The organism is Streptomyces sp. NPDC032822, from assembly GCF_055578825.1.
This window is the reverse complement of sequence record NZ_JBVIOL010000017.1, coordinates 1-25,627: the sequence shown is the minus strand read 5'-3', so window position 1 is coordinate 25,627 and position 25,627 is coordinate 1. Positions and strand designations below refer to the sequence as shown.

Genomic DNA, 25,627 nt, shown 5'->3' with positions numbered 1-25,627 from the left:
TCTGGTGACCTGCCGCGCGATATTACTGGACGGTACGACTCCGCTGTGCGGCAGGGCCGCTCCGGCCGTCGGGACCGGCGGTCCGGGAGCGGCGCCCGTGTGTGCCCGGGGTGTAGCCGAAGGCGCGGTGGAACACGTCGATGAACGCGCTGGCGGAGGACCAGCCGCAGCGGTGGGCGACGGTGGTGACGGGGAGGTCGTCGGCCAGCAGGAGCAGGGCGTGGTAGAGCCGTGACTGGGTGCGCCACTGCGGGAAGGTCATGCCGAACTCCCGCCGGAAGAGCCGGCTGAGGGTGCGCTCACCGACACCGGTGGCGGCACCGAGCCCGGCGAGGGTGCGGGGGTCGGCCGGGTCGGCGTGGACGATCCGGCAGACCTCGACGAGGCGCGGGTCGGTGGCGGCCGGCAGGCGCAGGGGCTGTTGCGGCGAGGCGCGCAGTTGGTCGCGGAGGACGGCGAGCAGGCGTCGGCGTTCGGCGCTGCCGTCGGCGGGGTCGCGGGTGTAGGCGAGGATCAGCTCGCGCAGCAGCGGGCCGACGGCGAGGACGGTCGGGGCGTCGAGGCCGGGCGGGTTGTCGTCGGCGGGCAGTCCGACCAGGTGCAGGTCGAGCCGGCCGTGGGCGCGGTGGGCGTGCACGGTGCCGGCCGGGACCCAGATGGCCCGGGTGCCGGGGGCGAACCAGGTGCCGGCGTCGGTGGTGACGGCCAGGACGCCGGAGCCCGCGTAGACGATCTGGTGGTCGTCGTGGCGGTGCGCGTCGATCTCCTCCCCGGCGGCCAGTAGCCGGGCCCGGGTAGGGGCCGTGGGCGCATGGCGGACGGCCGGTGCGACGCGGTGGCGGATGTTCGGCACAAGAGGGCAGTTTATCGAAAGCGGGCCGGTCCGTCGGCCCGCGACGATCGAGTGGTGGCCAAGAACCGCGATCGAACCCTCACGCTGATGTCCCTGGGGCACGGCTGCGTGGACGTCTACCAGGGCGCCGTCGCCGCGCTCGTCCCCTTCTTCGTCGCCGAGCGCGCGTACACGTACGCCGCCGCGTCCGGGATCGTCCTGGCGGCCTCGCTCCTGTCGTCGGTGGTGCAGCCGCTGTTCGGCGCGCTCACCGACCGGTGGGCGACGCCGTGGTTGCTGCCCCTGAGCACGCTGACCGCCGGGGCCGGGGTCGCCCTGAGCGGGGTGGGGGGTTCGTACGCCCTCACCCTGACCGCGGTCGCCGTGTCCGGGATCGGGGTCGCCGCCTACCATCCGGAGGCGGCCCGCGCGGCCCGCGCCGCGGCCGGGGACGGCAACACGGCGATGGGCTGGTTCGCTCTCGGCGGGAACGTCGGCTTCGCCCTGGCGCCGCTGCTCGTCGCCGCCGTCGTGGCCACCGGCGGGCTGCGCGCCTCTCCCCTGCTGGTCGTCCCGGCCGTGGCGGGCGCCGTCCTGTGCTCGGCCGCGGCACGCAGGACCGGCGCCCGTGTCACGGGCCGCCGTCCGGCCGGGCGGGGCGGCAGCGACGACTGGCCGTCGTTCCTGCGGCTGTCCGGTGCCGTCGTCTGCCGCTCGATCGTCTTCGTCGGTCTGAGCGCCTTCGCCCCGTCGTACGTCCGTGAGCGCACCGACGGTGGGGCGATGGCCGCCACGGCCACACTGTGCGTGCTCTACGCCGGGGGTGCGGTGGGCACGCTGGTCGGGGGCCGGCTCGCCGACCGGTACGGCCGCGTGGGGGTGGTCAGGTGGTCCTATGTGCTGACGGTGTTCGCCGTCGCCGCGGTGGTGCTGGTCCCGGGCCCGCCGGTGCTCGCGTTCGTCGCGCTGAGCTCGGCCGGCCTGTACGTCCCCTTCTCCCTGCACGTCACGCTCGGTCAGGACTTCCTGCCCGGACGGGTGGGGACCGCGAGTGGGGTGACGCTGGGGCTGGCGGTGAGTATCGGTGGCGTGGCCGCGCCGGTCCTGGGTGCGCTGGCCGACGCCACCTCGCTGCGGATGGCTCTCGTGCCGCTGGTGGCCCTGCCCGCGCTGGGCCGACTGCTGCTGTGCGGGCTGCGCGAACCGGCCGCGCCCGGGGGTGCTGAAGTGGTCCGCCGCCCCCGTACGGCGCCGAGGTGAGAGACCGCCGGTCAGGCGGTGCCGGCGGGGGCCGTGGACTGCTGGTCGGCGTCGTCATCGATGGCGTGCGCCAGGAAGTCGTCGACCATGCGGTGGAACAGCGTGGCGAGCAGGCCCAGTTCCTCGGGCGACCACTCGGACAGGGCCAGCTGCATGCCGCGGGCACCGGCATCACGGATGCGGTCGATGGCCTTGCGGCCGGTCTCGGTGAGTTCGATGCGCTGGGCCCGGCGGTCGTCGGGGTCCGGGACCCGGGTGACGTATCCCGACTTCTGCAGTTGCTGCACGGTACGGGTGACGTGGGAGGCCTCCACACCCAGCCGGTTGGCCAGCTCCCCGGGCCGCAGCGGCTCGGAGTCGGCCACCTGCCTGAGCAGCGCGACGGCGGCACGGTCCAGCGGGACTTCGGCGAGGGCCATCAGCCGGTCGTGCTGCCGGGCGCGCGTGCTCAGGTAGGTGATGCGGGTGAGTGCCCGCTCTATGTCGATGACTTCCGGGGACGCGGGCACGTCGGGGAGCGGCGGTGTGGGCATGAGAACCACTTTACCATCTTGTTGCGTAACTCAAGTAATTTACCGCTTCCCTTGACGCGGCGTACGACGGCCGTCCTACGACCTAGCCCTTACGGCCGACGCCTCCGAAGTCGTCGACCTCCGGCGCCTCGCCCGGTCCCGGGCGCCAGCGGGAGACGGACACCACGCCGGGTTCGAGCAGTTCCAGGCCGTCGAAGAAGCGGGCGAGCTGCTCCGGGCTGCGGTTGACGCGCGGGTTGTCGCCCGCCTCGTTCCACTGCTCGATCATGGTGCGCATCCCCTCGGGGTCGAGGACCTCGGTGTCGTCGCAGAGCACCAGGTGGCTGCCGGAGGGGAGCGCGTCCACCAGGCGGCCGACGAGGTCGTACGCGGTGTCGTCGACGACGTGGGCCGTGATGCCGAGCAGCACGAGGGCGATCGGTTCGGTGAAGTCCAGCGTCTCGGCGGCCCGGCCGAGGATCTTCTCCGGTTCGCGGAGGTCGGCGTCGATGTAGTCCGTGGCGCCCTCGTGCGAGCTGGTGAGCAGGGCCTCGGCGTGGGCCAGCACGATGGGGTCGTTGTCGACGTAGACGATCCGCGTCTCGGGTGCGAGTCGCTGGGCCACCTCGTGGGTGTTGTCGGCGGTGGGCAGGCCGGTGCCGACATCCAGGAACTGGCGGATGCCGACCTCGCGTACGAGGTGGTCCACCGTGCGCACCAGGAACGCCCGCTGGGCCCGGGCTATGTCGAGGATCTGCGGGTTGGCCTCGACGATCTGGTCGCCGACCTGCCGGTCGATCTCGTAGCAGTCCTTGCCGCCCAGCCAGTGGTTCCAGATCCGGGCCGAGTGCGGCACGCTGCTGTTGATGAGTGGGGCGTCAAGTGGCATGGGAACTCCCGGAGTTGATCTGCTGTGCCGCCTCCGCACATTCTGGCAGGCGGGCGCGTCGGACGCGGCGGGAACACCGTGTCCCAGCGGCGCCCCCACACCCGGTCCGCCCTGCGTTCCGCCCGCGGCAGCCGGGCCGGGTGTGGGGGCGCCGCCCACGCCTGCGACCACGCCGACCGGCAACAGCGCGGAGCCGGTGACGCGTTGGACAGGTCCGGCGTCGGCGCGGCGGGCGCGGACCAGGTGACGCGGGTCCGTGTCGGCCGCTGAACCAGGAGGGGCGCCGACGGCCGGACAGGCCGTCGCCGCCCCGCGTCGTACCGGACGGCGGTCACCGCTGCACCGGGGGTGTCAGGCCCCGGTCACCGGGATCCGAGTGCGGACGGTCTCACTCCAGGCGGCGCCCGCCACGATCGCCTGCCGCCACAGCCGGATCGCCTTGGGCGGCATGCCGACCGCGAGGGCCCCGCTCACCCGCTCGCCGGTGCGGTACACGGCGACGAACCGGCGCTCGGCCAGGTCCCCGTCCACCACGGCGACCTCGTCGTGGCCCCGCAGATAACCGTGCGCCTGGACCTTCATGTCGTACTGGTCGGACCAGAAGTACGGCACCGGCGCGAACGGTCTGCGTGCCTGCGGACGGAGCAGGTTGCGGGCGGCGGCCATGCCCTGTTCGGCGGCGTTGGTGCGGTGCTCGATCCGCATCGACGTCCCGAACAGCGGGTTGTACCAGCGGGCGACGTCACCGGCCGCGTACACGTTCCGGGCAGCCTCGCAGAACTCGTCGCACACCACGCCGTCGCCCACGGTCAGACCGCTGCCGTCGAGCCACTCGGTGTTCGGCACCGAACCGACGGCGACGAGCACCTCGTCGGCGTCGATCTCCTCGCCGTCCGCGAGCCGCACGCCGTCCTCGGTCACCTCGGCGACGGTGACACCGCAGCGCAGGTCCACGCCCCGGTCCGCGTGAGCTCGGGACAGCATCTCCCCGACCTCCGTGCCGACGGCGTGGGCCAACGGCACCGGGGCGGGTTCCAGGAGGGTGACCCGGGCCCCGAGACGCCAGGCCACCGCTGCCGCCTCCGCCCCGAGGAACCCCGCGCCCACCACGACCAACCGCCGCCCGGGGGTGAGCCGTTCCCGCAACATGAGGGCGTCGTCGAGAGTACGCAGCACATGCGCGCCCTCGCCGGGCAGCCGGCGCGGCCGGACGCCGGTGGCCAGGATCAGTCCGTCGTAGGGCACTTCGGAGCCGTCGGCCAACGCCACCGCGCGGTCGGCGAGTTCTAGGCCGGTCGCGGCCACGCCCAGCCGCAGGTCGAGCCCGAGCCCGGCGAGCTGGTCCGGCGCGCGCAGGGCCAGCCGCTCCGACTCCCACTCCCCGGACAGCAGTTGCTTGGACAGCGGCGGGCGGTCGTAGGGAGCCCGCGGTTCGTCTCCGACGAGCGTGAGCGTGCCGTCGTAGCCCTCCCGACGGAGCGTCTCGGCCGCCGCGAGGCCGGCGGCCGAGGCACCGACGACGACGATCCGCCTCACTGGTCGACCAGACGGATCGCCGCGGCCGGGCAGACCGCGATGGCTTCCCGGACGTCGTCGAGCTGTTCGACCGCGGGTTTGTCCTCCAGCAGGATCGCGATGCCGTCGTCGTCCTGGTCGAAGACCTCCATCGCGGCGAGCACGCACTGCCCCGAGGCGACGCACTTGTCGGCTTCCAGCTCCACCTTCATCGGACTCTCCTTCATCACACGTGCTTCTTGTTCGTTTACGGGACGGGGAACCGTCACCAGGAGACGGGCAGTTCGTGCACGCCGTAGATGAACGCGTCGTCCTTGAACTTGACGTCCTCCAGGGCGCAGGCGAGCTTGAGCGTCGGAATGCGCTTGTAGAGGGTGCCGTAGACGACCTGGAGTTCCATCCGGGCCAGTGGCTGACCCAGGCACTGGTGGACACCGAAGCCGAAGGCGACATGACGGCGGGCGTCGCGGGTGAGGTCGAGCCGGTCCGGGTCGGGGAACACGTCGGGGTCGCGGTTGCCGACCTCGTTGACCATGATGACGCCCTCGCCGGCCTTGATGACCTGGCCGCCGATCTCAATGTCCTCGGTCACCGCGCGCCGCCGCCCCAGGTGGGTGATGTGCAGGTAGCGCAGCAGTTCCTCGACCGCGGAGGCGACGAGTTTCGGGTCGTCGGTGTCGCGCAGCAGGGCGAGCTGGTCGGGGTTGCGCAGGAGGGCGGCGGTGCCGAGCGCGATCATGTTCGCGGTGGTCTCGTGGCCCGCGATCAGCAGGAGCAGTGCCATCTCCGTCGCCTGCTGGTGGTCGAGCTCACCGGCCGTGACGCGCCCGGCGATGCTCGACAGCAGGTCGTCCTCGGGTTCGGCGATCCGCTGGCCGATGAGCGCGGCCAGATAGCCTGCCACCTCGCGGCTGGCCAGTCCCCGCTGCTCGGGGGTGGCCTCCCGGTGGACCATGGTCTTGGTGTTCTCCTGGAAGAACGCGTGGTCGTCGTAGGGCACGCCGAGCAGTTCGCAGATCACCAGGGAGGGGATCGGCAGGGCGAACGCCTCGACGAGGTCGACCGGCTTCGGACCGGCGAGCATGTCGTCGATCAGGCCGTCGACGATCTGCTGCACGGCGGGCCGCAGGGCCTCCACCTTCTTGATGGCGAACGGCGCCGTCACCATCCGGCGCAGCCGGGCGTGTTCGGGGTCGTCCATCATGATGAAGCTGAGCTTGCCCTCGCCCGCGCCGGGCGAGGCTTTGGTCGGGTAACCGGGCCGGTCCGTGTCGGCGCTGACCCTGGCGTCGCCCAGCAGGGCACGCTGTTCGGCGTACCGGGTCACCAGCCACGGCTCGCTGCCGTCCCACAGGCGCACCTTGGTGAGGGGGGCCTGCTCCTGGAGGTCCTTGAGGGCGGGTGGCGGGTCGAAGGGGCAGCGGGCCGCGCGGGGCATCGGGAACTCGGGGGTGGTGTCCGGTACTTCGGGCACGGGTCCGGCCAGGGTGTCGGCCATGCGTTCTCCTCGGAGTGGGGGCTCCGCTCGGTGGGCGGAGCGCCGGGGTGAAGTGGTCGAGGCCTCGATGAGCACATGCAAACAGAGCGGGCTGACGCCTTCCCGTCAGTTTCCTGACAGAAGGCTGACGTGACCCAGATCACACACGCCACGGGAGGCAGTCAACTCCCCTACCCTGTAAGCACGTTGCAAGGGTCGGTTAGGCGCGGGGTGTCAGGATTCGACGTCGGCGCAGCCCAGCCAGTAGCCGAAGCCGCGACGCGTGTGAATGAGCACGGGCGCATCGCGGTCGACCTTGCGCCGGAGCCTGGAGACGAGTTGCTCGATGGCGTTGTCGCCGCGGAAGTCGCCCCAGACATAGCGGCCGATCTGTTCCTTGGACAGCACCCGGTGCGCGTTGGCCAGGAGATGGCGCAGCAGCCGGTACTCGGCGGGGGTGAGGTCGAGCGTCCGCTCTCCCCGGCGGGCCTCGCACAGGGTGTCGTCGAGGGCCAGGTCGCGGTAGCCGAGTGCGCCGTCGCGGGGCCGTCCGGCGCCCGCGCCGCGCAGCAGGACCTGGACGCGGGCCAGCACCTCGGCCATCCGGAAGGGCTTGGTGACGTAGTCCCGTTCACCCAGGCCCAGTTCGGGCGTGAGCCGGTCCAGGGAGTCGTACGGGGTCAGCAGGAGCACCGGCGGACGGTGGGCGAGGACCGGCCGGTCCCGGCCGATGCTCTCCAGGTCCGGCAGTGCGGTGTCCAGGACCACGAGGTCGAAGCGTCGCCCGGCGAGCCGGCTCAGCGCCTCGGCGCCGGTGCCGGCCGCGCTGGTCCGGTAGCCCGCCAGTTCCAGGGTGGTGGAGAGCAGTTCGGCGACGTCCGGCTCGCCCGCGACGACCAGGAGGTGCTGACCGGCTCCGCGGGCGAGGGCCGGTTTCTCACGGGTGGTGCCGTCCATGGAGCCCACCCTACCGCCTTACTTGCCTAACTCAAGTAATCTGCCGGCCCGGGGTGACGGGCGCCAGCCACATGCCGACGACCGCGTCCACCAGCCCGGTGGCGGCGTCGTCCCAGGTGGAACGGGGCGTGGAGGTGTTCTCGGCGAGGGCGCGCTCCCGCTCGGCGGACACGTGCACGATCAGATGGCGGACCATGTCACCGCGTTCGGCACCGACCTCGACGGGGAGATCGGGCAGGCACCGCCGCACCCCCTCGATGATCTGCCGCAGGGACGGCGAGGAGAGGGACTCCTCCGCCATGATCTGCCGCAGCGCCGGATCGGTCATCACCTGGGCACAGAACCGCGCGTACCAGGTGGGGCTGCCCAGCGCCGCGAGATGCTGGGGAACCGGGCGCACCAGAGCACCCACCCAGTCGCGTACGTCCGTGGAGTCGCCGATCCCGGCCAGCAGCCGGCCGCGGATCTCCTCGACCCGTTCCGCGTGCTTGCGGATGATCGCCCGCACCAGGTCCGCCTTGGTGCCGAAGTGGTAGCCGACGGCGGCATTGTTGCCCTGCCCGGCGGCCTCGCTGACCTGACGGTTGGAGACCGCGTACACCCCGCGCTCGGCGAACAGCCGCTCCGCCGCGGTCAGGATCAGCTCCCTCGTCGCGCTGACCTGTTCGGCCCGTACCGCCATGACCACTCCTCACCGCCGCACCGGGACTGCACGCGCCCCTGCGGCGGCCAGTCCCCGGAGCCGTCACAGGCCGCCGCCGGACCGGCGGTTCCCGGAGCGAAGCCTACGCAAGCAGGAGCACCCACTAAGCTAAGTCAATCAGCTGCTTTAATTCTGGCCGACTCTCTTTTCCGACGCCCTCGGAGGCCCCGCATGTCCGACGCCCTGGCCGGCACGACCGACGCGGGGGGCGGTGCCCCGCCGAAGCCGAACGCCGTCGTGGCGGTGCTGGCCTTCGCCGGAATCGTCGTCGCGCTGATGCAGACCCTGGTCATCCCGATCGTCCCCGAGCTGCCGAAGCTGCTGGACGCCCCGGCCTCGGACACCGCCTGGGCGGTCACCGCGACCCTGCTGGCCGCGGCCGTCGCCACCCCGGTCGTGGGCCGGCTCGGCGACATGTTCGGCAAGCGCCGCATGCTGCTGGTCAGTGTCGTGATGCTGGTGATCGGCTCGGTGGTCTGCGCGCTCAGCGACGCGCTGGTGCCGATGATCGTCGGGCGGGCCCTGCAGGGGCTGGCCTCCGGGGTCATCCCGCTCGGCATCAGCATCATGCGGGACGAACTGCCCGCCGAGCGGCTCGCCGGGTCGACGGCGCTGATGAGCGCCTCGCTCGGGGTGGGCGGCGCCCTGGGGCTGCCCACGGCCGCGCTGATCGCCGACAACTTCGACTGGCACGTGCTGTTCTGGGCCTCCGCCGCGATGGGGGTGATCGCCTTCGCCCTGGTCGTGTCCCTGGTACCGGAGTCGCGGGTGCGCACCGGCGGGCGCTTCGACCTGGTGGGCGCGCTCGGCATGGCGACGGGTCTGGTCTGTCTGCTGCTGGCGATCTCCAAGGGCGCCGACTGGGGCTGGACCAGCGGCACCACGCTCGGCCTGCTCGCCGCCGCCGTGCTGGTGCTGCTCGCCTGGGGCGTCTTCGAGCTGCGCACCTCGGAGCCCCTGGTGGACCTGCGCACCACGGCCCGCCGCCAGGTCCTGGTGACCAACCTCGCCTCGATCGCGATCGGCTTCTCGATGTTCGCGATGTCCCTGGTGCTGCCGCAGCTGCTCCAGCTGCCCGCGCAGACCGGCTACGGTCTCGGCCGGTCCCTGCTGACGGCCGGCCTGGTGATGGCCCCGTCCGGCCTGGTGATGATGGCGACCGCCCCGGTCTCCGCCGCGGTCTCCAAGGCCAAGGGCCCCAAGGTGACGCTGATGATCGGTGCGGTGATCGTGGCCTGCGGGTACGGCCTCAACATCGTGCTGATGTCCGAGGTGTGGCACCTGGTGCTGGTCTCCTGTGTGATCGGCGCCGGCATCGGCTTCACGTACGGCTCGATGCCCGCCCTGATCATGGGCGCGGTGCCCGCGAGCGAGACCGCCGCCGCGAACAGCCTCAACACCCTGATGCGGTCGATCGGTACGTCGGTGGCGAGCGCCATCGCGGGTGTGGTCCTGTCGCAGATGACCATCGGATTCGGCGGCTACGCTCTCCCCTCCGAGGACGGCTTCAGGACGGTCATGGCCCTCGGCGCGGGCGCCGCCCTCCTCGCCTTCGCCATCGCCTCGTTCATCCCGGGCAGGCGCCCCGAGGTCACGGCCACCGCGACACCCACGAGCGTGGAGCCGGCCGCGGGCGCGCCCTCCGTGAAGTGAGCACACCCCACCGACCCCTCCGGGTCGGACCCAGAGCCCGTCCGGCCGATCACGCCGGACAGGCCCTGCCCTAGTCCATGAAGGCCACGGCATATCCGAAGGCGACCGCGACCACCAGGCAGACCACGACGGCGGCGATCAGGACGACGCCCCCGCGGTCGGTTACACCGCCGAGCTCATACGGTCCGGGATCGACACCTCGGTCGTGGTGCCCGGCGCCTTCACCTCCGGCACCCGGCACTTCGCCCACGCGGCAGCCCCGGCCGACACGGACCGGGCCGCCGCCTACGACGCCCGCCACGGGGCGCTCATGGACGACGTCAACGCGCGGCTCGCCCGGCTGGACCTGCCGGACGCCGATGCCGTCGACGAAGCCGAGGCTGTCGTCCACACCGCGGAACCGCCCGCCGGCGGCGGACGGTTCCGGGCGCACGTGGATCCGAGCCGGGACGGCAGCGAGGTCGTCTCGGCCGTCGCCGACCGCGTCCGGGCCCAGTTCCTCCGCCGGGTGGGCCTTCGACGACCAGCTCACCCCGGCGGGCAGTCCGCAGGCAGAGCCGTCCGCTCATCGGTACGGACGGACCAGCGCCGTTCAGGGGAAACCGGCGCGGCGGGCGCGTGGCGGCGGACGGGCCGGTCGACAACTGACCCGTGAACCTCCCGCTGATCCCTCCCATGCTCGCCACACCCGGCGCCCTGCCGTCCGCCGCGCAGGACACCCGGTGGGCGTACGAGACGAAGCAGGACGGCCAGCGGGTGGTGGCCCAGCTCGCCGGGGACGGCGGTGTGGTGCTGCGCGCCCGGTCCGGAGAGGTCGTCACCGTCGCCTACCCCGAACTGCTGTCGCTGGGCCGGGCGCTCGGCGCCACCCCGGCCGTCCTGGACGGCGAGGTCCTGGCACTGGACGAGCGGGGCCGGGCCGACTTCCAGTCGCTCCAGTCCCGCATGGGCCTGATGCGGGCGCCGGGCAGGGCGGCGCGTCGGGCGGCGGAAGCCCCTGTCCATCTCGTCCTGTTCGACGTGATGCACCTGGGCGGGCACTCCCTCCTCGCCCTGCCCTACGCGCGCCGGCGCGCGCTGCTGGAGGAGCTGGCGCTGACCGGCCCCTACTGGTCGACCCCGGCCGCACTCGTCGGCCACGGCGAACAGGCTCTGCGCGCCACCCGCGAACACGGTCTGGAGGGCCTGGTCTGCAAACGACTGGACTCGGTGTACGAACCCGGCGTGCGCTCCCGCGCCTGGATCAAGATCCGGAACATGCGCAGCGAGGACGTCGTGGTGGGCGGCTGGCTGCCCGGCAGGGGACGGCTCACGGGCCTGCCCGGTGCCGTACTGGTCGGCCAGCGCTCCGCCGGGCGACTGCGCTATGTCGGCGGGGTGGGCACCGGCTGGAGCGAGGCGGAGCGGGAGCAACTCGCCGCGCTGCTGCGGGCCGCGGAGACGGACACGTGCCCCTTCGACCCCGCGCCCCGGGTGCCGGGAGCGCGCTGGGTGCTGCCCCGGCTGGTCGGAGAGGTCCGCTACAGCACCCGCACCCGGGCCGGGCTGCTGCGCCAGCCGTCCTGGCTGCGACTGCGGCCGGATCTCGCGCCGGAGGACTCCTCGGCCGACCTCCCGGACCCCGGCATCTCGTCATGATCCAAGTGTTGGGGCGCCCGTAACCAGAGAGACGTCTGCGACCTCTTGGCGCGGACATGAAAAGAAGGGAAGCTGAACTTCCCATTCCCCCACAGCCGTTGGGCTGCGCCCGGAACAAGAGGAGGACGCAGTGTCGTCATCGTCGTTCAAGGCACACCGCAGGAGATGGCTCACCGGGCTGGCCGGCGCCGCCGCGCTGGTCGTCGCCGTCCCCACCGTCGCCTTCGCCGCCCCGCCGAGCACGTTGCCCGCCAACGCCGAGGCCGCCGAGAACACCTATCTGCCGGCCTTCGACTACGACACGGACGGCTGCTACTCCACGCCCGCGATCGGCCCCGACGGCACGATCAACGGTGGCCTGAACCCGACGGGCGCCCTCAACGGCGACTGCCGCGACGCCTCGGACCTCGACAACACCAACAGCTACTCGCGCTCCAAGTGCAACAACGGCTGGTGCGCCTACATGTACGGCCTGTACTTCGAGAAGGATCAGGCCGTCGCCGGCAGCAGCATCGGCGGGCACCGCCACGACTGGGAACACGTCGTGATCTGGGTGCAGAACAACCAGGTCCAGTACGTCTCGACGTCCAACCACGGCTCGTTCACCGTCACGGCGGCGTCCGGCGTCCGCTTCGACGGCACGCACGCCAAGATCGTCTACCACAAGGACGGCGTCAGCACGCACTGCTTCCGGCTGGCGAACTCGAACGACGAGCCGCCGGAGAACCACAAGGGCACCTGGCAGTACCCGCCGCTGGTCGGCTGGAACGGCTACCCGTCGGGCCTGCGCGACAAGCTGAGCGCTTACGACTTCGGCAGCGCCAACTTCGGCCTCAAGGATGCCAACTTCGCCGCCCACCTGTCGTCGGCCAAGCCGTCCGGGATCACCTTCGACCCCAGCGCCTGAGCCGGGCGACGAGATCGGGCCCGGGACGTGGGACGCCGGACACCTGGCGCTTCCGTCCCGGGGCCGACCCTCCGATGATGTCCCCATGGATCACCGAACGGATCGCCAAGGGGAACTGCCCGCGGCCGTCGACACCAAGGCCCTGACGGCCCTCGCCGCATCCCCCCACTCCCGCGCCGCCCGGCCCGCCGGGACCCGGGAGGCCGCCGGCCACCTGGTGAAGGTGTACGCGCTGGAGGCGCCCGGCCGCACGGTGACCGCCCGGGCCGTGGACACGTCCGCGCACCTCGCCGAAGGACATCTCCGGCTAGGCCCGCTGCGGGGATCCCTCGGACTCGCCGTCCTGATCGTGCACGCGGGCGGCGACGGCGACTACGTGCTGGTGCACACCTGGATCGAGGGCCACATGTCGGACCTGGCGGTCTTCACCGGTCCGGCGGACAGGCCCGGGGAACTCCGGCCCGGCCGGGCGGGACTCGCGCCGTGCGTGTGGGAGGCGGCCGTACTGGCGCACGAGCGGGACGCGTTCACGCGGCACGTCCTCGACGGTTCCGGCCCGCTGCCGGACCGTCTCGCCGCCTGGAGCGCGGACACCCTCGACGGAGACGTGCGATGAGCGAGGCGCCCCGCGTCCGCCACGCCGCGCCCGCCGATCTGCCGCGCGTCGCGGAACTCGCCGCGCTGCACGCGGAGTACGAGCGCGCCGCCGCCCCGGCCGGCGACCTGGCCCTGCGACTGCACGGACTGCTCTTCGGGACTCCCGCGCCCCGGCTGCGCTGTCTGGTGGCCGCACTGCCGGGCGGCGCGATCGTCGGCTACGCCACCTGTGCGCCGGAGATCTCCACCTGGGGAGGGTGCGAGTACCTGCACCTGGACTGCCTGTTCCTGGAGCCCGGGCACCGCGGCCTCGGTGTCGGCGGTCTCCTCCTGTCGGCGGTGGCCGCCGAGGCGCGTCGGCTCGGTCTCGCCGAGGTGCAGTGGAACACTCCCGCCTGGAACGAGGGCGCGGTGCGCTTCTACGACCGCCAGGGCGCCCACGCCAAGGAGAAACTCCGCTACACCCTGCGGGTCGGGGACTGAAGGGGTCCGAAGGGGCCGAAGGGGGCCGGAAGAGGACGGGCGGGGAGAGCCTCACGGGCCGGGCGGACGGCGGCGGCGTCGGAGCGGGAGTCGGCCGGTACGGCACGGCGGCACCCTCCTGAGGGACTATCGTGTCCGCATGTCCGTGCCCGAACTGATCCGTATCGTCTCCCGCGACTCGCCCATGGCGCTCGCCCAAGTGGAGCGTGTCCGTGCCGAGTTGACGGCCCTCCACCCCGGGGTGCGCACCTCGGTCGTCCCGGTGAAGACGACCGGTGACAAGTGGATGGGCGATCTCTCCCAGGTCGAGGGCAAGGGGGCGTTCACCAAGGAGGTGGATGCCGCGCTGCTGGCCGGCGAGGCGGATCTCGCGGTGCACTGCGTCAAGGACGTGCCCGCCGACCGGCCGCTGCCCGCGGGCACGACGTTCGCCGCGTTCCTGAAGCGGGACGACATCCGGGACGCCCTGATCCACCCCGGCGGCCTCACCCTGGACGAGCTGCCGGCCGGCACCCGGATCGGCACCTCGTCGGTGCGCCGGGTCGCGCAACTGGCCGCCACCCATCCGGAGCTGGAGTGCGTGCCGTTCCGCGGCAACGCCAACCGGCGGCTGACGAAGCTGGCGGCCGGCGAGGCGGACGCGCTGCTGCTCGCGGTGGCCGGCCTGGAGCGCATCGACCGGCGGGACGTGATCAGCGAGGTCCTCTCCCCCGAGGTGATGATGCCGCCGATCGGCGCGGGCGTCCTCGCCCTGCAGTGCCGGGAGGGCGACACCGAACTCATCGACGCGGTCAGCGGGCTCGGCGATCCCGACACCCACCGGGAGGCGACCGCGGAGCGGATGTTCCTGCACGTCCTCCAGGGGCACTGCAACAGCCCGATCGCCGGGTACGCGCGCGTGGACCGCGGTGGCGAACTGTCCCTGCGCGCCTGCGTGTTCACCCCGGACGGCAAGACCCGGCTGAACGCCCACGAGTGGGCGGGCCGCCTCGACCCGGCGACGCTCGGCACCTCGGTCGCCGTGGCACTGCTGCGTCAGGGCGCCCGGGAGATCATCGACGGCATTCCGCACTGACCGTCGCCGATCCCTCGGGAGTCCGTCAGGCGGTGCCCTCTTCGGCCTGGTCCCGCAGGAAGTTGCTCACCTGACAGGCGAGGCCGTCGCGTACCGCGCCGGTGCCGAGGGCCTGTTCGTCGAGTCCGATGCCGCCCGCCCACAGTCGGCGGTCGGCCCAGTCGTCGTCGACCCGCAGCTGGACCTGGACGTCCACCTGGCTCAGGGACGCCTCCGGTCCGGCCGCGTACAGCACGGCGGTCGCCCGGCGCAGCGGATAGACGTCGAAGCCCTCGATGAACTGCGAGTTGCGCCAGTCGATGAAGGCGCTCTCCCCTTCGGGGCCGACCCGCACATCGATCTGGCCGTCCTCCAGGTGGATGGTGGAGTGCCGGCTGCCCCGGTTCTCGACGGTGACCCGGACCCGGAAGTACGTCTGCCCCTCGGCGGCGTCGTCCCGTCCACGCGGCGGCTCGGCCGCCTCCAGTCGGTGGACGCGGACACGCAGACCGGCATGCTCGTCGTACTCCTGCCAGTCCCCGACCACGTTCGGCTCGTACACAATCCACCTCTCGGCCTCAGAGAGCTGCTTCCTATCTGTGCGCTCAGCACACTGTCAAATGAGCAGAATGCGCTGTGGCCAGCGGATTCGTCCCCTTGATCGCTGATCAAGCCCTGCGCAGGCACGATCCGCCCATCGGCCGGACGGCCGGATCCGCCCGCGTGCCGCACATCACTTTTCGGACGGGGGGTCAGCGAGCCAGCCGGCCCAGGAGGGAAGAGGCCGCGGCGACGCCGAGCGCGGCGGCGACGATCAGCACCGCGAAGTCGAGCGCCAGGTGTGCCGGAGTGCCGAGGAGAAGGCCTCGCAGGGCGTCCACTTCGTAGCTCAGCGGGTTGACCTTGCTGACCGCCTGGAGCCAGCCCGGCATGACGGACAGCGGGTACAGGGCGTTGGATCCGAAGAACAGCGGCATGGTGATCGCCTGTCCGAATCCCATCAGCCGGTCGCGGCTGAGGACGATGCCGGCGATCGTCATCGACAGGCAGGAGAAGAACACCGATCCCAGGATCACCACCGCGCCGACGCCGAGCAGTTTGAGCGGGTTCCAGGTGAGCGCCACGCCCAGCAGCGCCGCGATGACGATCACGACGACGGCCTGGATCAGCGACTTCACCCCGGCCGCGAACGCCTTGCCGGTGATCAGTGCCGAGCGCGGGGTCGGCGTGACGAGGAGCTTGTTGAGGATGCCGGCGTCCCGCTCCCAGATGATCTGGATGCCGTAGAAGATGGCGATGAACATCGCGGACTGGGCGATGATGCCGGGCGCGAGGTAGTCGATGTAGGGGATGCCCGGGGTGGGGATCGCCTTGATGCGGGTGAAGGTCTGGCCGAAGATCAGCAGCCACAGGGCCGGTTGGACGGCCCTGGTGTACAGCTCGGTGCGGTCGTGGCGCAGTTTCTGCAGTTCGACGGCGCACATCGCCACGACCCGGGCGGGCAACAGCCGCCAGCCCGCGCGGGGTTCGGGCGGGCTCAGCAGGAGGCCGATGCCCTTTTCGCGGGCGCGGTCAGCCGACGCGGTGGGCGGTGCGACGGGTGCTTCGGACATCGCGGAACTCTCCTGACTGGTCGTCGAGACCGCTGCCGGCGACCTCGCGGAAGACGTCCTCAAGGGTGGGCATCGGGTCGGTCGCCTTGGCGCCCCGACGTTCGCCGAGCCCCCGCCGCAGTTCGGTCGGGGTGCCGAGGGCCCGGATGCGGCCGCGGTGCATCAGTCCGACCCGGTCGCAGTACTGGTCGGCCTCGTCCATGTAGTGGGTGGTGACGAGCACGGTCATGCCGGTGGCCGCGCGCACGGCGTTGATGTGCTCCCACACGCCGGTCCGGGCGATCGGGTCGAGGCCGATGGTCGGTTCGTCGAGGATCAGCAGACGCGGGGCGCTGACCAGGGCCTGTGCGAGTTCGAGGCGGCGGATCATGCCGCCGGAGTAGGTGCCGGCGAGCCGGTCGGCGGCCTCTGTGAGGTCGACCGCGGTCAGGGCCTGGGCGACGCGCTCGGCGCGCTCGCGGCGCGGTACGTCGAAGACCCGGGCGAACAGGGCGACGTTCTCCCGGCCGGTGAGGCCCGCGTCGGCGGACAACTGCTGGGGCACGTAGCCGAGCAGGCGTCGCACGGCCATGGGCTCCTTGGCCGTGTCGCGGCCGAAGACGTGGACCATTCCGGCGGGGACGGGCAGGAGGGTGGTGATGCAGCGGATGGCGGTGGTCTTTCCGGCGCCGTTGGGTCCGAGCAGGCCGAAGACCTCGCCCTCGGCCACCGACAGGTCGAGCCCGTCCACCGCGTTGGTCTCGCCGAAGGAGTAGGCGAGAGAGGTGCAGGCGACGGCCCCGTGCGTGTCCTGGGTCATGACTCCTCGGTCTCCTCGTGCAGGTTGGCGGCGAGCTTGTGCAGGGCCGGAACCGCCGCGCGCAGCGCCTCCCGGTCCGCGGCGTCGAGCCGGGCCAGCTGGCGTCGTACGAGGTCGGCACGGCGGGTGCGCCACGCGCGGAGCCGGGCTTCGGCGGCGGGGGTGGGCAGCAGCCGGGCGGCCCGTCGGTCGGCCGGGTCCGTCTCGCGCACCAGATAGCCCTGCCGGGAGAGCTGGTTGACCAGCGTCGAGACCGAGTTGCCCGCCAGGCTCAGCTCCTTGGCGGCGTCCGAGATGCCGATGCCGGGCCGGTCCACGACGAGGCGCAGCAACTCCACCTCTGCGCCGCGCAGTTGGGGGGCGGGCAGGTGCGCGCGCAGGCGGCGCCGGATCAGCCGCTGGACGCCGACGAGCGCGTCGGCGAACTCCTCGGGGAAGGTCTCTGGTTCCACGTCGAGCAGATTACCTCTGTAGCAGAGGTAATGAGCCCAAGGTCGAGTCAAGGACCGGGCTCACTCACCGCGTTCCATCGATACCGGAAAGTACTGTTTTACCCGTATTTGTTTCACGCGGGTCGACCCCGGGAATCGGCAAGGAAGTGCTTCGGACAGGAGGCACGTCCGTGGGAGCCGGCCCGAACCCGGCCCCGGGCGCCCCTCCGTGTCGTCCGAGTCCGCCCCTCCCGCGGTGTCCGCCCGTACAGCACCCCCGTTGAGGGAGGCGCGACATGCCTGTCACCGCCACGACGCACCACCCGCACGACGACGCCCCCGACACCGCGGCCGACTTCGCCCGCCTCGCGCGACTGCCCGACGGGCCGGAGCGCAAGGCGCTGCGGGACCGGCTGATCGAAGTCTGGCTGCCCATGGCCGAACGCATCGCCGTCCGCTTCCGCGGGCGCGGCGAGTCCCTCGACGACCTGTACCAGGTCGCGGCGCTCGGCCTCGTCAAGGCCGTCGACCACTACGACCCCGAGCGCGGCTGCGCCTTCGAGGCGTACGCGGTGCCGACCGTCACCGGCGAGATCAAGCGGCACTTCCGTGACCACATGTGGACGCTGCACGTACCGCGGCGCGTCCAGGACCTGCGCAACCGGGTGCGCCAGGCGGCCAAGGAGCTGTCGCAGACGACTTCGGGCCGGGCACCGACGCTCGCCGAGATCGCCGGGCGCGCGGGGATGAGCGAGGAGGAGGCACGTTCCGGGGCGGAGGCACTGGAGTGCTTCACCGCACTGTCCCTGGAGGCCGAGATGCCCGGCACCGACGGCTACGCCCTCGGCGACGCGCTCGGCGACCCGGACCCGGCCTACGACACCGTCGTCGACCGGGTGGCCGTCCGGCCCTGTCTGGAGGCGCTCCCCGAGCGTGAGCGGACCATCCTCTACCTGCGCTTCTTCCGCGGCATGACGCAGAGCGGCATCGCGGACCAGCTCGGCATCTCCCAGATGCATGTCTCCCGGCTGCTCAGCGGCTGCTTCGACCGGCTGCGCGAGGAGGTTCTCACCGAGGCGGAGTGAACGGCACCGGGACGCGGGGAGCGGCACCCGCACGCGGTGCGCGACCGGCCCGCCCTCACTCCGGTGGAGGCGGTGCCCCGGGAATCTGCGTGGGGCCGTACTGGTCGAGTGCCCGCTCCAGCGCCGTGCGGATCTCGACAGGCAGCTCCCCGGCACGTCCCCACAGGAGGATGAGTTCGGCGACGTTGCGCAGCTTGATATTGGTGTGCTGGGAGACGTCCCTCAGTACCTGCCAGCCCTCGTCGGGCGTGACCCGGCCGAGCGCGACGACCATGCCGATCGCCTGGTCAACGACGGCGTGCGAGGCGACCGCCGCCTTGAGCTGGTCGACTTCCTCCTGCAGCTCGAAGATGCGGTCCGACTCGTCGGCGGGCTCGTCCGGTACTGCTGACACGCCTCCATCCTGGTCACCCGCCCGGGCCCGCGCCACCGGGCCCGACGCTTACCGGCCACCGTTTCGGTGCCGTCACCGGGGTACTCGGCAGGCGCCCCGGGCGGTTCCCGTCGGACACTGGAGCGAGACCTGTGGCCCCGGCCGACACGAGCCGACCGACGAGACCAGGAACCCGACTGTCATGAACCACGATGTGAAGCCGCCCCGCGCCACCCAGGACGTCCTGTCCACGCGCTCCGTGTTCGGCGCGCCCTGCTGGGTGAGTCTGACCAGCCGCGACCAGGACGCCACGGAGAAGTTCTACGCGGGCGTGCTGGGCTGGGAGTGGCAGCCGGCGCAGCTCGGCGACCGCTTCCGGGTCGCGCTGGCGGACGGCACACCGGTGGCCGGGATCGCCGCGGTGGCCGCCATGTGGCAGATGGCGGTGGCCTGGACTCCGTACTTCGCCGTGTTCAGCGCGGACGAGGCGGCGGCGCGCGCCCAGGAGCGCGGCGGCACGACGGCGGTGGGACCGCTCTCCTTCCCGCCCGGGCGGGCGGCGCTCCTCGCCGACCGGGACGGCGCGGCCTTCGGGATCTGGGAGGGCGAGCTGGTCTCCGGCTGGGAGGCCTGGCGCGAGGCACAGCCGGCCTTCATCAGGCTCCACACCCGTGACGCGCTCGACGCCGCCATCTTCTACGGCGAGGTCCTGGACTGGGCGTCGGACCGCCCCGGCTCCTGCGAGGTCCACTACGAGGGCGGCGAGGTGGTACTGCGCAGCCGCGGCGACGCGGTGGCCCGCATCGGATCGGGAGCACTGGGGTCGGCACCCGACCCGACGATCCGCCCGCACTGGCAGGTCCACTTCGCGGTCGCGGACGTCGCGGCATGCGCGCGGGCCGCCGAGCTGCACGGCGGCAGCGTCCTGTCCGAGAGCGACGACGAGGCCGTCCTGCGCGACCCGGACGGGGCGCAGTTCACGGTGACCTCGCGGCGCGGACACTGACCCACACCGAGGTCGCCTCCGTCGCGACCGCTCACCGGGTGGGCATACAGGCGTCCACCCCGCCCTGGCCACCGGTGTCGAAGGAGGAGATGCGTTCGCTCGCGTCGCCATGGTCCGAGGAGTCCGTCCACGGGGTGTCGTCGGCCAACTCGGCCAGCGCCGCGGCCAGTTCGTCGGTGTCTCCCTCCTCGAACTCCAGGTCCTCGGAGCCGAACAGGGTCGCCCCCGCCAGGCAGTCAGCCTGGGGCTCCCTCGCCACCGAGCTCAGGCCGAGGACACGGTTCTGCACGGCGTGCGCCCATTCGTGGGCGACGACCAGATAGACCCAGGAGTCCCCGCTGCCGTACCCGTCCGCCATCAGCCGGGCGTCCCAGGCGAGGAAGTCGCCGTCCGTGCAGTAGAACGCGTTGTCCGGGGCCGCCGGTTCCCCTGCGCAGGCCGGGGCGTCCACGCTGCCGGCCGTGTAGGCGCCGAACACCCGGGGGGACCGGTAGGTGCCGGTGAAGTAGTCGTTCCAGTAGGCCGCCCAGTAGGCGTCGACGACGGCCACGGCGGACTCCGTCTCCGCCTCCCAGCCGATGTCGCCGCTCACCGGGTCGTCGCCGCCGGTGGAACCGCCGCCCGTGACGCCGGTCCCGGCGCTGGACCCGTCCGGCCCCGCCGACGAGGTGCTCTCGACGAAGGGCGAGCCACCGCCGCCTCCCGAACAGCCGCCGAGCGTCAGCAGCACGCACAGGGCCGCCACCACCCACGGTCCGCGGTACCGGCCCATGTCCCCACGCCCCCTCGACTCGGCACACCGCCTGAACGAGCGTTTCAGACGGCCCGCCCGCCTTGTCCGGGGATGAGCCCGATATACGCCGATCGCACACCCCGCGCCTCCGTCCCGCGCATCAACGCCTCTGTAGCCGGAACGGTTCGTCGTACGCGCGGACGCTCCGCGCGGGGAAGCTGGAGCCGACACCACGTGACCTCGGGGGGACTCATGGCACGGCACCGCTTCGGACCACGACGCACCAGGACGCCCTACGGTGCGCTCTGCGCTCTGGCCCTGGCGGGGTGCGCCGGGGCGCTCCCGCTCCCCCTGTTCACCGCCGTCCCGTGGTCCACCGCCCTCAGAGGCGTTCTCCTGGCGGCCATGCTGGGATCCTGGGCGGCCTGGATGCACCGACGGGTACGGCTCCCCGGCGCCGACGACGTCAGGCGCGCCGACCCACGCCCTCACGTGCTCTTCCTCCGCACCTTCGGCAAGGAGTCCGCCTATTTCTCCAGGAAGGAACTGCCCGGTCGACCGAACCGCGCCCAGCGGGTCGTCAGGCGTCTCGGCGAGGACCAGTTCGAGAGGTTCCAGACCCTGGAGAAGTTCCTGGGGGCCGAACTGGGCAGTCGGGTCGGCCCGTTCGTGGCGCTGGGTGATCCCGCCGACCACACACCGCGGGAGGGCGCGGCCCGCACCTACCTGGAGTACGACACCTGGTGGCCGGAGTTGGTGGGCCTGCTGCCCGGGGCGCGGTGCATGCTCGCCGCGGTGCACAGCTCCCCCAGTCTGGGGCGGGAGCTGAGGCACGTTCGCGAGGAGGGGCTGCAGCGCAGACTCTTCCTGTTCACCCCGACGTACGACCAGGACGGGCTCCTCCACCGGATGCTCTCCGCCAACGAACGCCTGTCCAAGCAGCAGCCGGAGCGCTGGGAGAGACTGGTCCCCTTCATGAAGCACCTCGGCTACACGCTCCCCGAGGCCCATCCCGGCCCCGGTGCGGTCATCGGCTTCGGCCCCGACGGCAAGGCCCGTGTCCTGACGACCGGCGCCACCACCGCGGCCGGCTATGTCACCCCGCTCCTGGCGGCTCTCACCGCTCTGGAGGCCGCGGAGGGGACCCGGTCGTGACCGCCGGGGGCCTCGACAGCAGCACCAGGCTGCGGGCCTCGACGGTCAGCTCCGTGCCCGCCTTGTGCTCCGACTCGTCGGCGCCCTGGGGTTCGGCGGTGTCGATCAGCGTCGTCCAGCGTTCGCCGTAGGCGAGGTCGGGCAGGCGGAACTCCACCGGCTCCCAGTATCCGTTGAGCAGAAGCAGGAAGGAGTCGTCCACCACGGGTTCGCCGCACGGGTCGGGTTCGGCGATGGCGTCGCCGTTGAGGAAGACACCGACGGAGTGGGCGTCGGAGCGCCGCCAGTCCTCGTCGGTCATCTCGCGCGCGTCCGGCAGCAGCCACACCAGGTCGGGCACCGGCCGGCCCGCGTGCGTGACCGTCTCGCCCCGGAAGAAGCGCCGTCGGCGCAGCACGGGGTGTCCGGCGCGCAGTCCGATGACGTACCGGGTGAAGTCGTTCAGCGCCCGTTGGTCCTCGGTCAGCCGCCAGTCGATCCAGGAGACCTCGTTGTCCTGGCAGTAGGCGTTGTTGTTGCCGCCCTGGGTACGGCCCAGTTCATCGCCGTGGCAGAGCATCGGGATGCCCTGCGAGAGCAGCAGTGTGGCCAGGAAGTTGCGCTGCTGGCGGGCGCGCAGTTCCAGGACGGCCGGGTCGTCGGTGTCGCCCTCCGCACCGCAGTTCCAGGAGCGGTTGGTGCTCTCGCCGTCCCGGTTGCCCTCACCGTTGGCCTCGTTGTGCTTGTCGTTGTACGAGACGAGATCGCGCAGGGTGAACCCGTCGTGTGCGGTGACGAAGTTGACGCTGGCGCGCGGGCGGCGCCGGCTGTGCTGGTACAGGTCGGCGGAGCCGGTCAGCCGGGACGCGAACTCGCCGAGGGTGTGCGGTTCGGCGCGCCAGAAGTCCCGTACGGTGTCCCGGTACTTGCCGTTCCACTCGGACCACAGCGGCGGGAAGTTGCCGACCTGGTAGCCGCCCTCCCCCACGTCCCACGGCTCGGCGATCAGCTTGACGCGGCTGATGACCGGGTCCTGCTGGATGAGGTCGAAGAACGCCGACAGCCGGTCCACCTCGTGGAACTGCCGGGCGAGGGTGGCCGCGAGGTCGAAGCGGAACCCGTCGACGTGCATCTCGGTGACCCAGTACCGCAGCGAGTCCATGATCAGCTGAAGTACGTAGGGGTGCCGCATCAGCAGGCTGTTGCCGGTTCCGGTGGTGTCGTAGTAGTGCCCCCAGTCGCCGTCCACCAGGCGGTAGTACGACGCGTTGTCGATGCCCCGGAAGGAGAGCGTGGGGCCCCGCTCGTTGCCCTCGGCGGTGTGGTTGTAGACCACGTCGAGGATCACTTCGAGGCCGGCCGCGTGCAGTGCCTTCACCATCGACTTGAACTCGGTGACCTGCCGCCCGCGGGTCTCCTGGGCGGCGTAGGCGTTGTGCGGCGCGAAGAAGCCGATGGTGTTGTAGCCCCAGTAGTTGGACAGGCCGCGGTCCGTCAGCGCGCCGTCCTGCACGAACTGGTGCACCGGCATCAGCTCCACGGCCGTCACGCCGAGCGAGGTCAGGTGCTCGACGACCGCCGGGTGGGCGAGTCCGGCGTAGGTGCCGCGGAGTTCGGGCGGGACCTCGGGGTGGGTGCGGGTGAGTCCCCGTACGTGTGCCTCGTAGATCACGCTGTCGGTGTAGGGCCGCCTCAGCAGCCGGTCGTCGCCCCAGTCGAAGGCCGGGTCCGTGACCACGCCGAGGATGGTGTGCGCGGCGCTGTCGGCCGGGTCGGGGCCCTCGGGTGCGCGCTCGAAGAGCGAGGCGTGGTTGTCGGCCTGCCCGTCCACCGCCCGGGCGTACGGGTCCAGGAGGAGCTTGGCCGGGTTGCAGCGGTGGCCGAGGGCGGGCTGCCAGGGGCCGTGCACCCGGAAGCCGTAGCGCTGGCCGGGGCCGATCCCGGGCAGGTAGCAGTGCCAGACGAAGCCGTCGACCTCGGTCATGGGGGCGGCGCGGTGCTTGCCGTCCTCGTCGACGAGGACCAGCTCGACCCGTTCGGCGACCTCGCTGAACAGGGCGAAGTTGGTGCCGTCGCCGTCGTGGGAGGCGCCCAACGGGAAGGGGTGCCCGCTCCGGACGGGCACCCCTTCCCGGGGCGGGGGGCGCCTGGTCACCGGGCGCCCTCCAGGACGCCGTCCGGTGTGCCGGCGGGTCCGGCCAGGGCCGCGACGGGCAGCGCGCGCGGCACCTGGAGCCCTTCGCTGAGGCGGGGCGACGGCGCCGTCGGCACCAGCGGTACCCGCTCGCCGGCGCGGGCACGCTGCGAGAACCAGATCACCTTGCTTCCGGTGTCGGTGGCGCAGCAGCCCCAGCCGTCGCTCATCGCGGCGATGCGTTCCAGACAGCCGCGCAGGTCCTGGTCAGGGCGCAGGTCGCAGTCGTTCTCACCGACGGCGGTGATGAGGTGCTGGCCGTTCCACCACATCTCGATCGAGGTGTTCTTGTCCGTGGCGTGCTCGTCGATGGCCTCGAGCAGCATCTCGGCGCCGCGGCAGACGGACTCGACCAGGATCTCCAGATCCCAGTACCGGAGGTGGGCGGCCAGGATGCGCCTGACCTGTCCGACCCGTTCCGGGCTGACCTCCACGTCGAGGTGGTAATAGCAGGGCGATGCGGTCTTCATCGTCGTTGGCTCCTCACCGGCGAAGCTCTCGCTTCTCCTCACCCCCTGCGGGACAGGATCCCGAACACGAAGTGTGACAACTAATCACTTCTGAGTCACCACCAGCCTGGGGGTGCTACGCCATTCGTGCAACACGAGCGAACGGGTGAGGTCGGCGTGGTCGTTGAAGGTCCAACAAGACGCTGAGTCGTCACACGTGCACCATGTGTGAAGACCTCGATGCCCGTAACGGATCCGTGCGCGCCCGCGCACGGCCGCCGCCCGACGGTCGGGAGACACGCCATCGAGCCCCTGGAAGGTGAACGGCACCATGCTGCTGCCGGCCAAAGCCGAAGTGGCCCGCCAACTGCGGCGGTATCGGGCGTGGGAGCGCATGATGCTCGCGGCCCCGACCGACCGCGGGGTGCGGGCCACCTTCGAGGACTCGGGCTACACCCTCTGCGTGCTGATGGGGAAGCGCTGCGCGCGCGAGGCCGCGGATGCCGCGGAACGCTATCTGCGGACCACTCCGGTCGCCTCTCTGCGGGAGGGCAGTGAGCGGCCCCGCTCCCGCCCCCTGGCCAGGCGTGACCCGCCGGTCTCGGACCGGCGTTCCCCCGCGGGACGGTAGCCACCTTCCCGCACAGCTTGGATCCCCCGGCCGGGCCACGGGCCCGGCCTCCAGCACGGCGGAGGTGCATCCCATGAGTACGAACCAGGTCATCGGCCGTATCCCGGTGCGGGACGTCCGGCCGGCCGTGGCGTGCGGCAGGCGTCCCGCGAAGGCCGTGGTGGGCGAGACCTTCGAGGTCTCCGCGACCGTGTTCCGCGAGGGCCACGACGCCGTCGCCTGCAATGTCGTCCTGACGGATCCGGAGGGCGGACACGGCCCCTGGACGCCGATGCGGGAACTGGCCCCCGGCAGCGACCGCTGGGGCGCCGAGGTGACCCCCGGCGTGGAGGGCGACTGGACCTACCGGGTCGAGGCGTGGAGCGACCCGCTGACCACCTGGCGCCGCACGGCCCGGATCAAGGTGCCGGCCGGCATCGACACCGGCCTGGTCCTGGAAGAGGGCGCCGACCTGTACGAACGGGCGGCGGCCGGGGTGCCGCAAGGCCCGGAGCGCACAGCGGTACTGGTCGCGGTCGAGACCCTGCGCGACGACACCCTGCCGGTCTCGACCCGCCTGGCCGCGGCGTTGACGCCGGAGGTCGACGCGGTGCTGGCCCGGTATCCACTGCGGGAGTTCGTGACGGCGTCGGAGACGTTGCCGTTGCTGGTGGAGCGGGAGCGGGCGTTGTTCGGCTCGTGGTACGAGTTCTTCCCCCGTTC

30 protein-coding genes are annotated in these 25,627 nt (G+C 72.0%); 14 read left to right on the top strand and 16 right to left on the bottom strand.

The genetic code is table 11. From position 1 onward, the window contains the following. Positions 1-22: 22 nt before the first annotated feature. Positions 23-853: an AraC family transcriptional regulator gene (locus ACZ5VD_RS34805; protein WP_468684547.1), complete on the bottom strand. Its 831-nt coding sequence runs from the start codon at positions 851-853 to the stop codon at positions 23-25. Between the two features lie 87 nt (positions 854-940). Between ACZ5VD_RS34805 and ACZ5VD_RS34800 the strand changes: the two genes are divergently transcribed. After that, on the top strand, positions 941-2,092 hold the full coding sequence (locus ACZ5VD_RS34800; RefSeq protein WP_468684654.1) for an MFS transporter: 1,152 nt from the start codon (positions 941-943) through the stop codon (positions 2,090-2,092). A gap of 11 nt (positions 2,093-2,103) precedes the next feature. On the opposite strand, the gene ACZ5VD_RS34795 is transcribed toward ACZ5VD_RS34800, so the two are convergent. Both ACZ5VD_RS34795 and ACZ5VD_RS34790 read right to left on the bottom strand, forming a co-directional pair. Then, positions 2,104-2,625: a MarR family winged helix-turn-helix transcriptional regulator gene (locus ACZ5VD_RS34795; protein ID WP_468553910.1), complete on the bottom strand. Its 522-nt coding sequence runs from the start codon at positions 2,623-2,625 to the stop codon at positions 2,104-2,106. A gap of 82 nt (positions 2,626-2,707) precedes the next feature. Then, positions 2,708-3,493 (bottom strand): SAM-dependent methyltransferase, encoded by a 786-nt coding sequence (locus ACZ5VD_RS34790; RefSeq protein ID WP_468684546.1) that lies wholly within the window; start codon positions 3,491-3,493, stop codon positions 2,708-2,710. A 78-nt stretch (positions 3,494-3,571) separates the two neighbouring features. Between ACZ5VD_RS34790 and ACZ5VD_RS34785 the strand changes: the two genes are divergently transcribed. Next, positions 3,572-3,763 (top strand): hypothetical protein, encoded by a 192-nt coding sequence (locus tag ACZ5VD_RS34785; RefSeq protein WP_468684544.1) that lies wholly within the window; start codon positions 3,572-3,574, stop codon positions 3,761-3,763. Positions 3,764-3,844: 81 nt separating this feature from the next. On the opposite strand, the gene ACZ5VD_RS34780 is transcribed toward ACZ5VD_RS34785, so the two are convergent. The 5 genes from ACZ5VD_RS34780 to ACZ5VD_RS34760 all read right to left on the bottom strand — a co-directional run bounded on the left by ACZ5VD_RS34780 (position 3,845) and on the right by ACZ5VD_RS34760 (position 8,124). After that, a complete protein-coding gene (locus ACZ5VD_RS34780) occupies positions 3,845-5,029 on the bottom strand; it encodes an NAD(P)/FAD-dependent oxidoreductase (protein WP_468684543.1) in 1,185 nt (394 codons plus the stop codon). Then, a complete protein-coding gene (locus ACZ5VD_RS34775; protein ID WP_468553936.1) occupies positions 5,026-5,220 on the bottom strand; it encodes a ferredoxin in 195 nt (64 codons plus the stop codon). The genes ACZ5VD_RS34780 and ACZ5VD_RS34775 overlap by 4 nt, the downstream gene beginning before the upstream one ends. A 53-nt stretch (positions 5,221-5,273) precedes the next feature. After that, the gene (locus ACZ5VD_RS34770; RefSeq protein ID WP_468553914.1) at positions 5,274-6,506 is read right to left on the bottom strand and encodes a cytochrome P450; all 1,233 of its coding nucleotides are present in this window, start codon (positions 6,504-6,506) and stop codon (positions 5,274-5,276) included. Between the two features lie 213 nt (positions 6,507-6,719). Then, positions 6,720-7,442, bottom strand: coding sequence for a response regulator transcription factor (locus ACZ5VD_RS34765; RefSeq protein ID WP_468553915.1), 723 nt, complete (start codon positions 7,440-7,442; stop codon positions 6,720-6,722). 31 nt (positions 7,443-7,473) lie between these two features. After that, positions 7,474-8,124: a TetR/AcrR family transcriptional regulator gene (locus ACZ5VD_RS34760; RefSeq protein ID WP_468684542.1), complete on the bottom strand. Its 651-nt coding sequence runs from the start codon at positions 8,122-8,124 to the stop codon at positions 7,474-7,476. 192 nt (positions 8,125-8,316) lie between these two features. Between ACZ5VD_RS34760 and ACZ5VD_RS34755 the strand changes: the two genes are divergently transcribed. The 7 genes from ACZ5VD_RS34755 (at position 8,317) to hemC (ending at position 14,498) form a co-directional block, all read left to right on the top strand. Beyond that, positions 8,317-9,798, top strand: a complete 1,482-nt coding sequence (locus ACZ5VD_RS34755; protein WP_468553917.1) for an MFS transporter — start codon at positions 8,317-8,319, stop codon at positions 9,796-9,798. A gap of 205 nt (positions 9,799-10,003) precedes the next feature. Then, positions 10,004-10,453 (top strand): hypothetical protein, encoded by a 450-nt coding sequence (locus ACZ5VD_RS34750; RefSeq protein ID WP_468684540.1) that lies wholly within the window; start codon positions 10,004-10,006, stop codon positions 10,451-10,453. Next, complete coding sequence (gene ligD / locus ACZ5VD_RS34745; RefSeq protein ID WP_468553919.1) at positions 10,450-11,436, top strand: non-homologous end-joining DNA ligase; 987 nt, start codon at positions 10,450-10,452, stop codon at positions 11,434-11,436. The genes ACZ5VD_RS34750 and ligD overlap by 4 nt, the downstream gene beginning before the upstream one ends. A 130-nt stretch (positions 11,437-11,566) precedes the next feature. Further along, a complete protein-coding gene (locus ACZ5VD_RS34740; RefSeq protein ID WP_468684539.1) occupies positions 11,567-12,343 on the top strand; it encodes an NPP1 family protein in 777 nt (258 codons plus the stop codon). Positions 12,344-12,428: 85 nt separating this feature from the next. Further along, the gene (locus ACZ5VD_RS34735; protein ID WP_468684537.1) at positions 12,429-12,959 is read left to right on the top strand and encodes a hypothetical protein; all 531 of its coding nucleotides are present in this window, start codon (positions 12,429-12,431) and stop codon (positions 12,957-12,959) included. Further along, positions 12,956-13,423: a GNAT family N-acetyltransferase gene (locus ACZ5VD_RS34730; RefSeq protein WP_468553922.1), complete on the top strand. Its 468-nt coding sequence runs from the start codon at positions 12,956-12,958 to the stop codon at positions 13,421-13,423. The genes ACZ5VD_RS34735 and ACZ5VD_RS34730 overlap by 4 nt, the downstream gene beginning before the upstream one ends. A 139-nt stretch (positions 13,424-13,562) precedes the next feature. Beyond that, complete coding sequence (hemC, locus tag ACZ5VD_RS34725; RefSeq protein ID WP_468684535.1) at positions 13,563-14,498, top strand: hydroxymethylbilane synthase; 936 nt, start codon at positions 13,563-13,565, stop codon at positions 14,496-14,498. Positions 14,499-14,523: 25 nt separating this feature from the next. Here hemC and ACZ5VD_RS34720 read toward each other — a convergent pair whose 3' ends face one another. The 4 genes from ACZ5VD_RS34720 to ACZ5VD_RS34705 form a co-directional block, all read right to left on the bottom strand. Further along, on the bottom strand, positions 14,524-15,039 hold the full coding sequence (locus ACZ5VD_RS34720) for a hypothetical protein (RefSeq protein ID WP_468553924.1): 516 nt from the start codon (positions 15,037-15,039) through the stop codon (positions 14,524-14,526). Positions 15,040-15,229: 190 nt separating this feature from the next. Beyond that, positions 15,230-16,090, bottom strand: coding sequence for an ABC transporter permease (locus ACZ5VD_RS34715; RefSeq protein ID WP_468684534.1), 861 nt, complete (start codon positions 16,088-16,090; stop codon positions 15,230-15,232). Next, positions 16,050-16,889, bottom strand: a complete 840-nt coding sequence (locus tag ACZ5VD_RS34710; protein ID WP_468684532.1) for an ATP-binding cassette domain-containing protein — start codon at positions 16,887-16,889, stop codon at positions 16,050-16,052. Before ACZ5VD_RS34710 ends, ACZ5VD_RS34715 begins: the two co-directional genes overlap by 41 nt. Next, positions 16,886-17,341, bottom strand: coding sequence for a MarR family winged helix-turn-helix transcriptional regulator (locus ACZ5VD_RS34705; RefSeq protein ID WP_468553927.1), 456 nt, complete (start codon positions 17,339-17,341; stop codon positions 16,886-16,888). Before ACZ5VD_RS34705 ends, ACZ5VD_RS34710 begins: the two co-directional genes overlap by 4 nt. A gap of 275 nt (positions 17,342-17,616) precedes the next feature. On the opposite strand from ACZ5VD_RS34705, the gene ACZ5VD_RS34700 reads away from it, so the two are divergent. Continuing rightward, positions 17,617-18,405: an RNA polymerase sigma factor SigF gene (locus tag ACZ5VD_RS34700; protein WP_468684529.1), complete on the top strand. Its 789-nt coding sequence runs from the start codon at positions 17,617-17,619 to the stop codon at positions 18,403-18,405. 55 nt (positions 18,406-18,460) lie between these two features. Here the strand turns inward: ACZ5VD_RS34700 and ACZ5VD_RS34695 are convergent, their stop codons facing one another. Beyond that, complete coding sequence (locus ACZ5VD_RS34695; RefSeq protein ID WP_468553929.1) at positions 18,461-18,799, bottom strand: ANTAR domain-containing protein; 339 nt, start codon at positions 18,797-18,799, stop codon at positions 18,461-18,463. A 181-nt stretch (positions 18,800-18,980) separates the two neighbouring features. On the opposite strand from ACZ5VD_RS34695, the gene ACZ5VD_RS34690 reads away from it, so the two are divergent. After that, positions 18,981-19,784 carry a VOC family protein gene (locus ACZ5VD_RS34690; protein ID WP_468553930.1) on the top strand — a complete coding sequence of 268 codons (804 nt, stop codon included), beginning with the start codon at positions 18,981-18,983 and terminating at the stop codon, positions 19,782-19,784. 31 nt (positions 19,785-19,815) lie between these two features. On the opposite strand, the gene ACZ5VD_RS34685 is transcribed toward ACZ5VD_RS34690, so the two are convergent. Beyond that, complete coding sequence (locus ACZ5VD_RS34685; protein ID WP_468684528.1) at positions 19,816-20,556, bottom strand: neutral zinc metallopeptidase; 741 nt, start codon at positions 20,554-20,556, stop codon at positions 19,816-19,818. A 213-nt stretch (positions 20,557-20,769) separates the two neighbouring features. On the opposite strand from ACZ5VD_RS34685, the gene ACZ5VD_RS34680 reads away from it, so the two are divergent. Further along, positions 20,770-21,672 carry a hypothetical protein gene (locus ACZ5VD_RS34680; protein ID WP_468684527.1) on the top strand — a complete coding sequence of 301 codons (903 nt, stop codon included), beginning with the start codon at positions 20,770-20,772 and terminating at the stop codon, positions 21,670-21,672. Here ACZ5VD_RS34680 and glgX read toward each other — a convergent pair. After that, the gene (gene glgX, locus ACZ5VD_RS34675) at positions 21,635-23,806 is read right to left on the bottom strand and encodes a glycogen debranching protein GlgX (protein WP_468684525.1); all 2,172 of its coding nucleotides are present in this window, start codon (positions 23,804-23,806) and stop codon (positions 21,635-21,637) included. The genes ACZ5VD_RS34680 and glgX overlap by 38 nt on opposite strands. Further along, positions 23,803-24,315 (bottom strand): pep a2, encoded by a 513-nt coding sequence (locus ACZ5VD_RS34670; protein ID WP_468684524.1) that lies wholly within the window; start codon positions 24,313-24,315, stop codon positions 23,803-23,805. Before ACZ5VD_RS34670 ends, glgX begins: the two co-directional genes overlap by 4 nt. Before the next feature lie 310 nt (positions 24,316-24,625). Between ACZ5VD_RS34670 and ACZ5VD_RS34665 the strand changes: the two genes are divergently transcribed. Together ACZ5VD_RS34665 and ACZ5VD_RS34660 are read left to right on the top strand one after the other, a co-directional pair. Further along, positions 24,626-24,925 (top strand): DUF5133 domain-containing protein, encoded by a 300-nt coding sequence (locus ACZ5VD_RS34665; RefSeq protein WP_468553937.1) that lies wholly within the window; start codon positions 24,626-24,628, stop codon positions 24,923-24,925. A gap of 73 nt (positions 24,926-24,998) precedes the next feature. Then, on the top strand, positions 24,999-25,627 hold a 629-nt coding region (locus ACZ5VD_RS34660), incomplete at its 3' end, for a maltotransferase domain-containing protein (protein ID WP_468684523.1).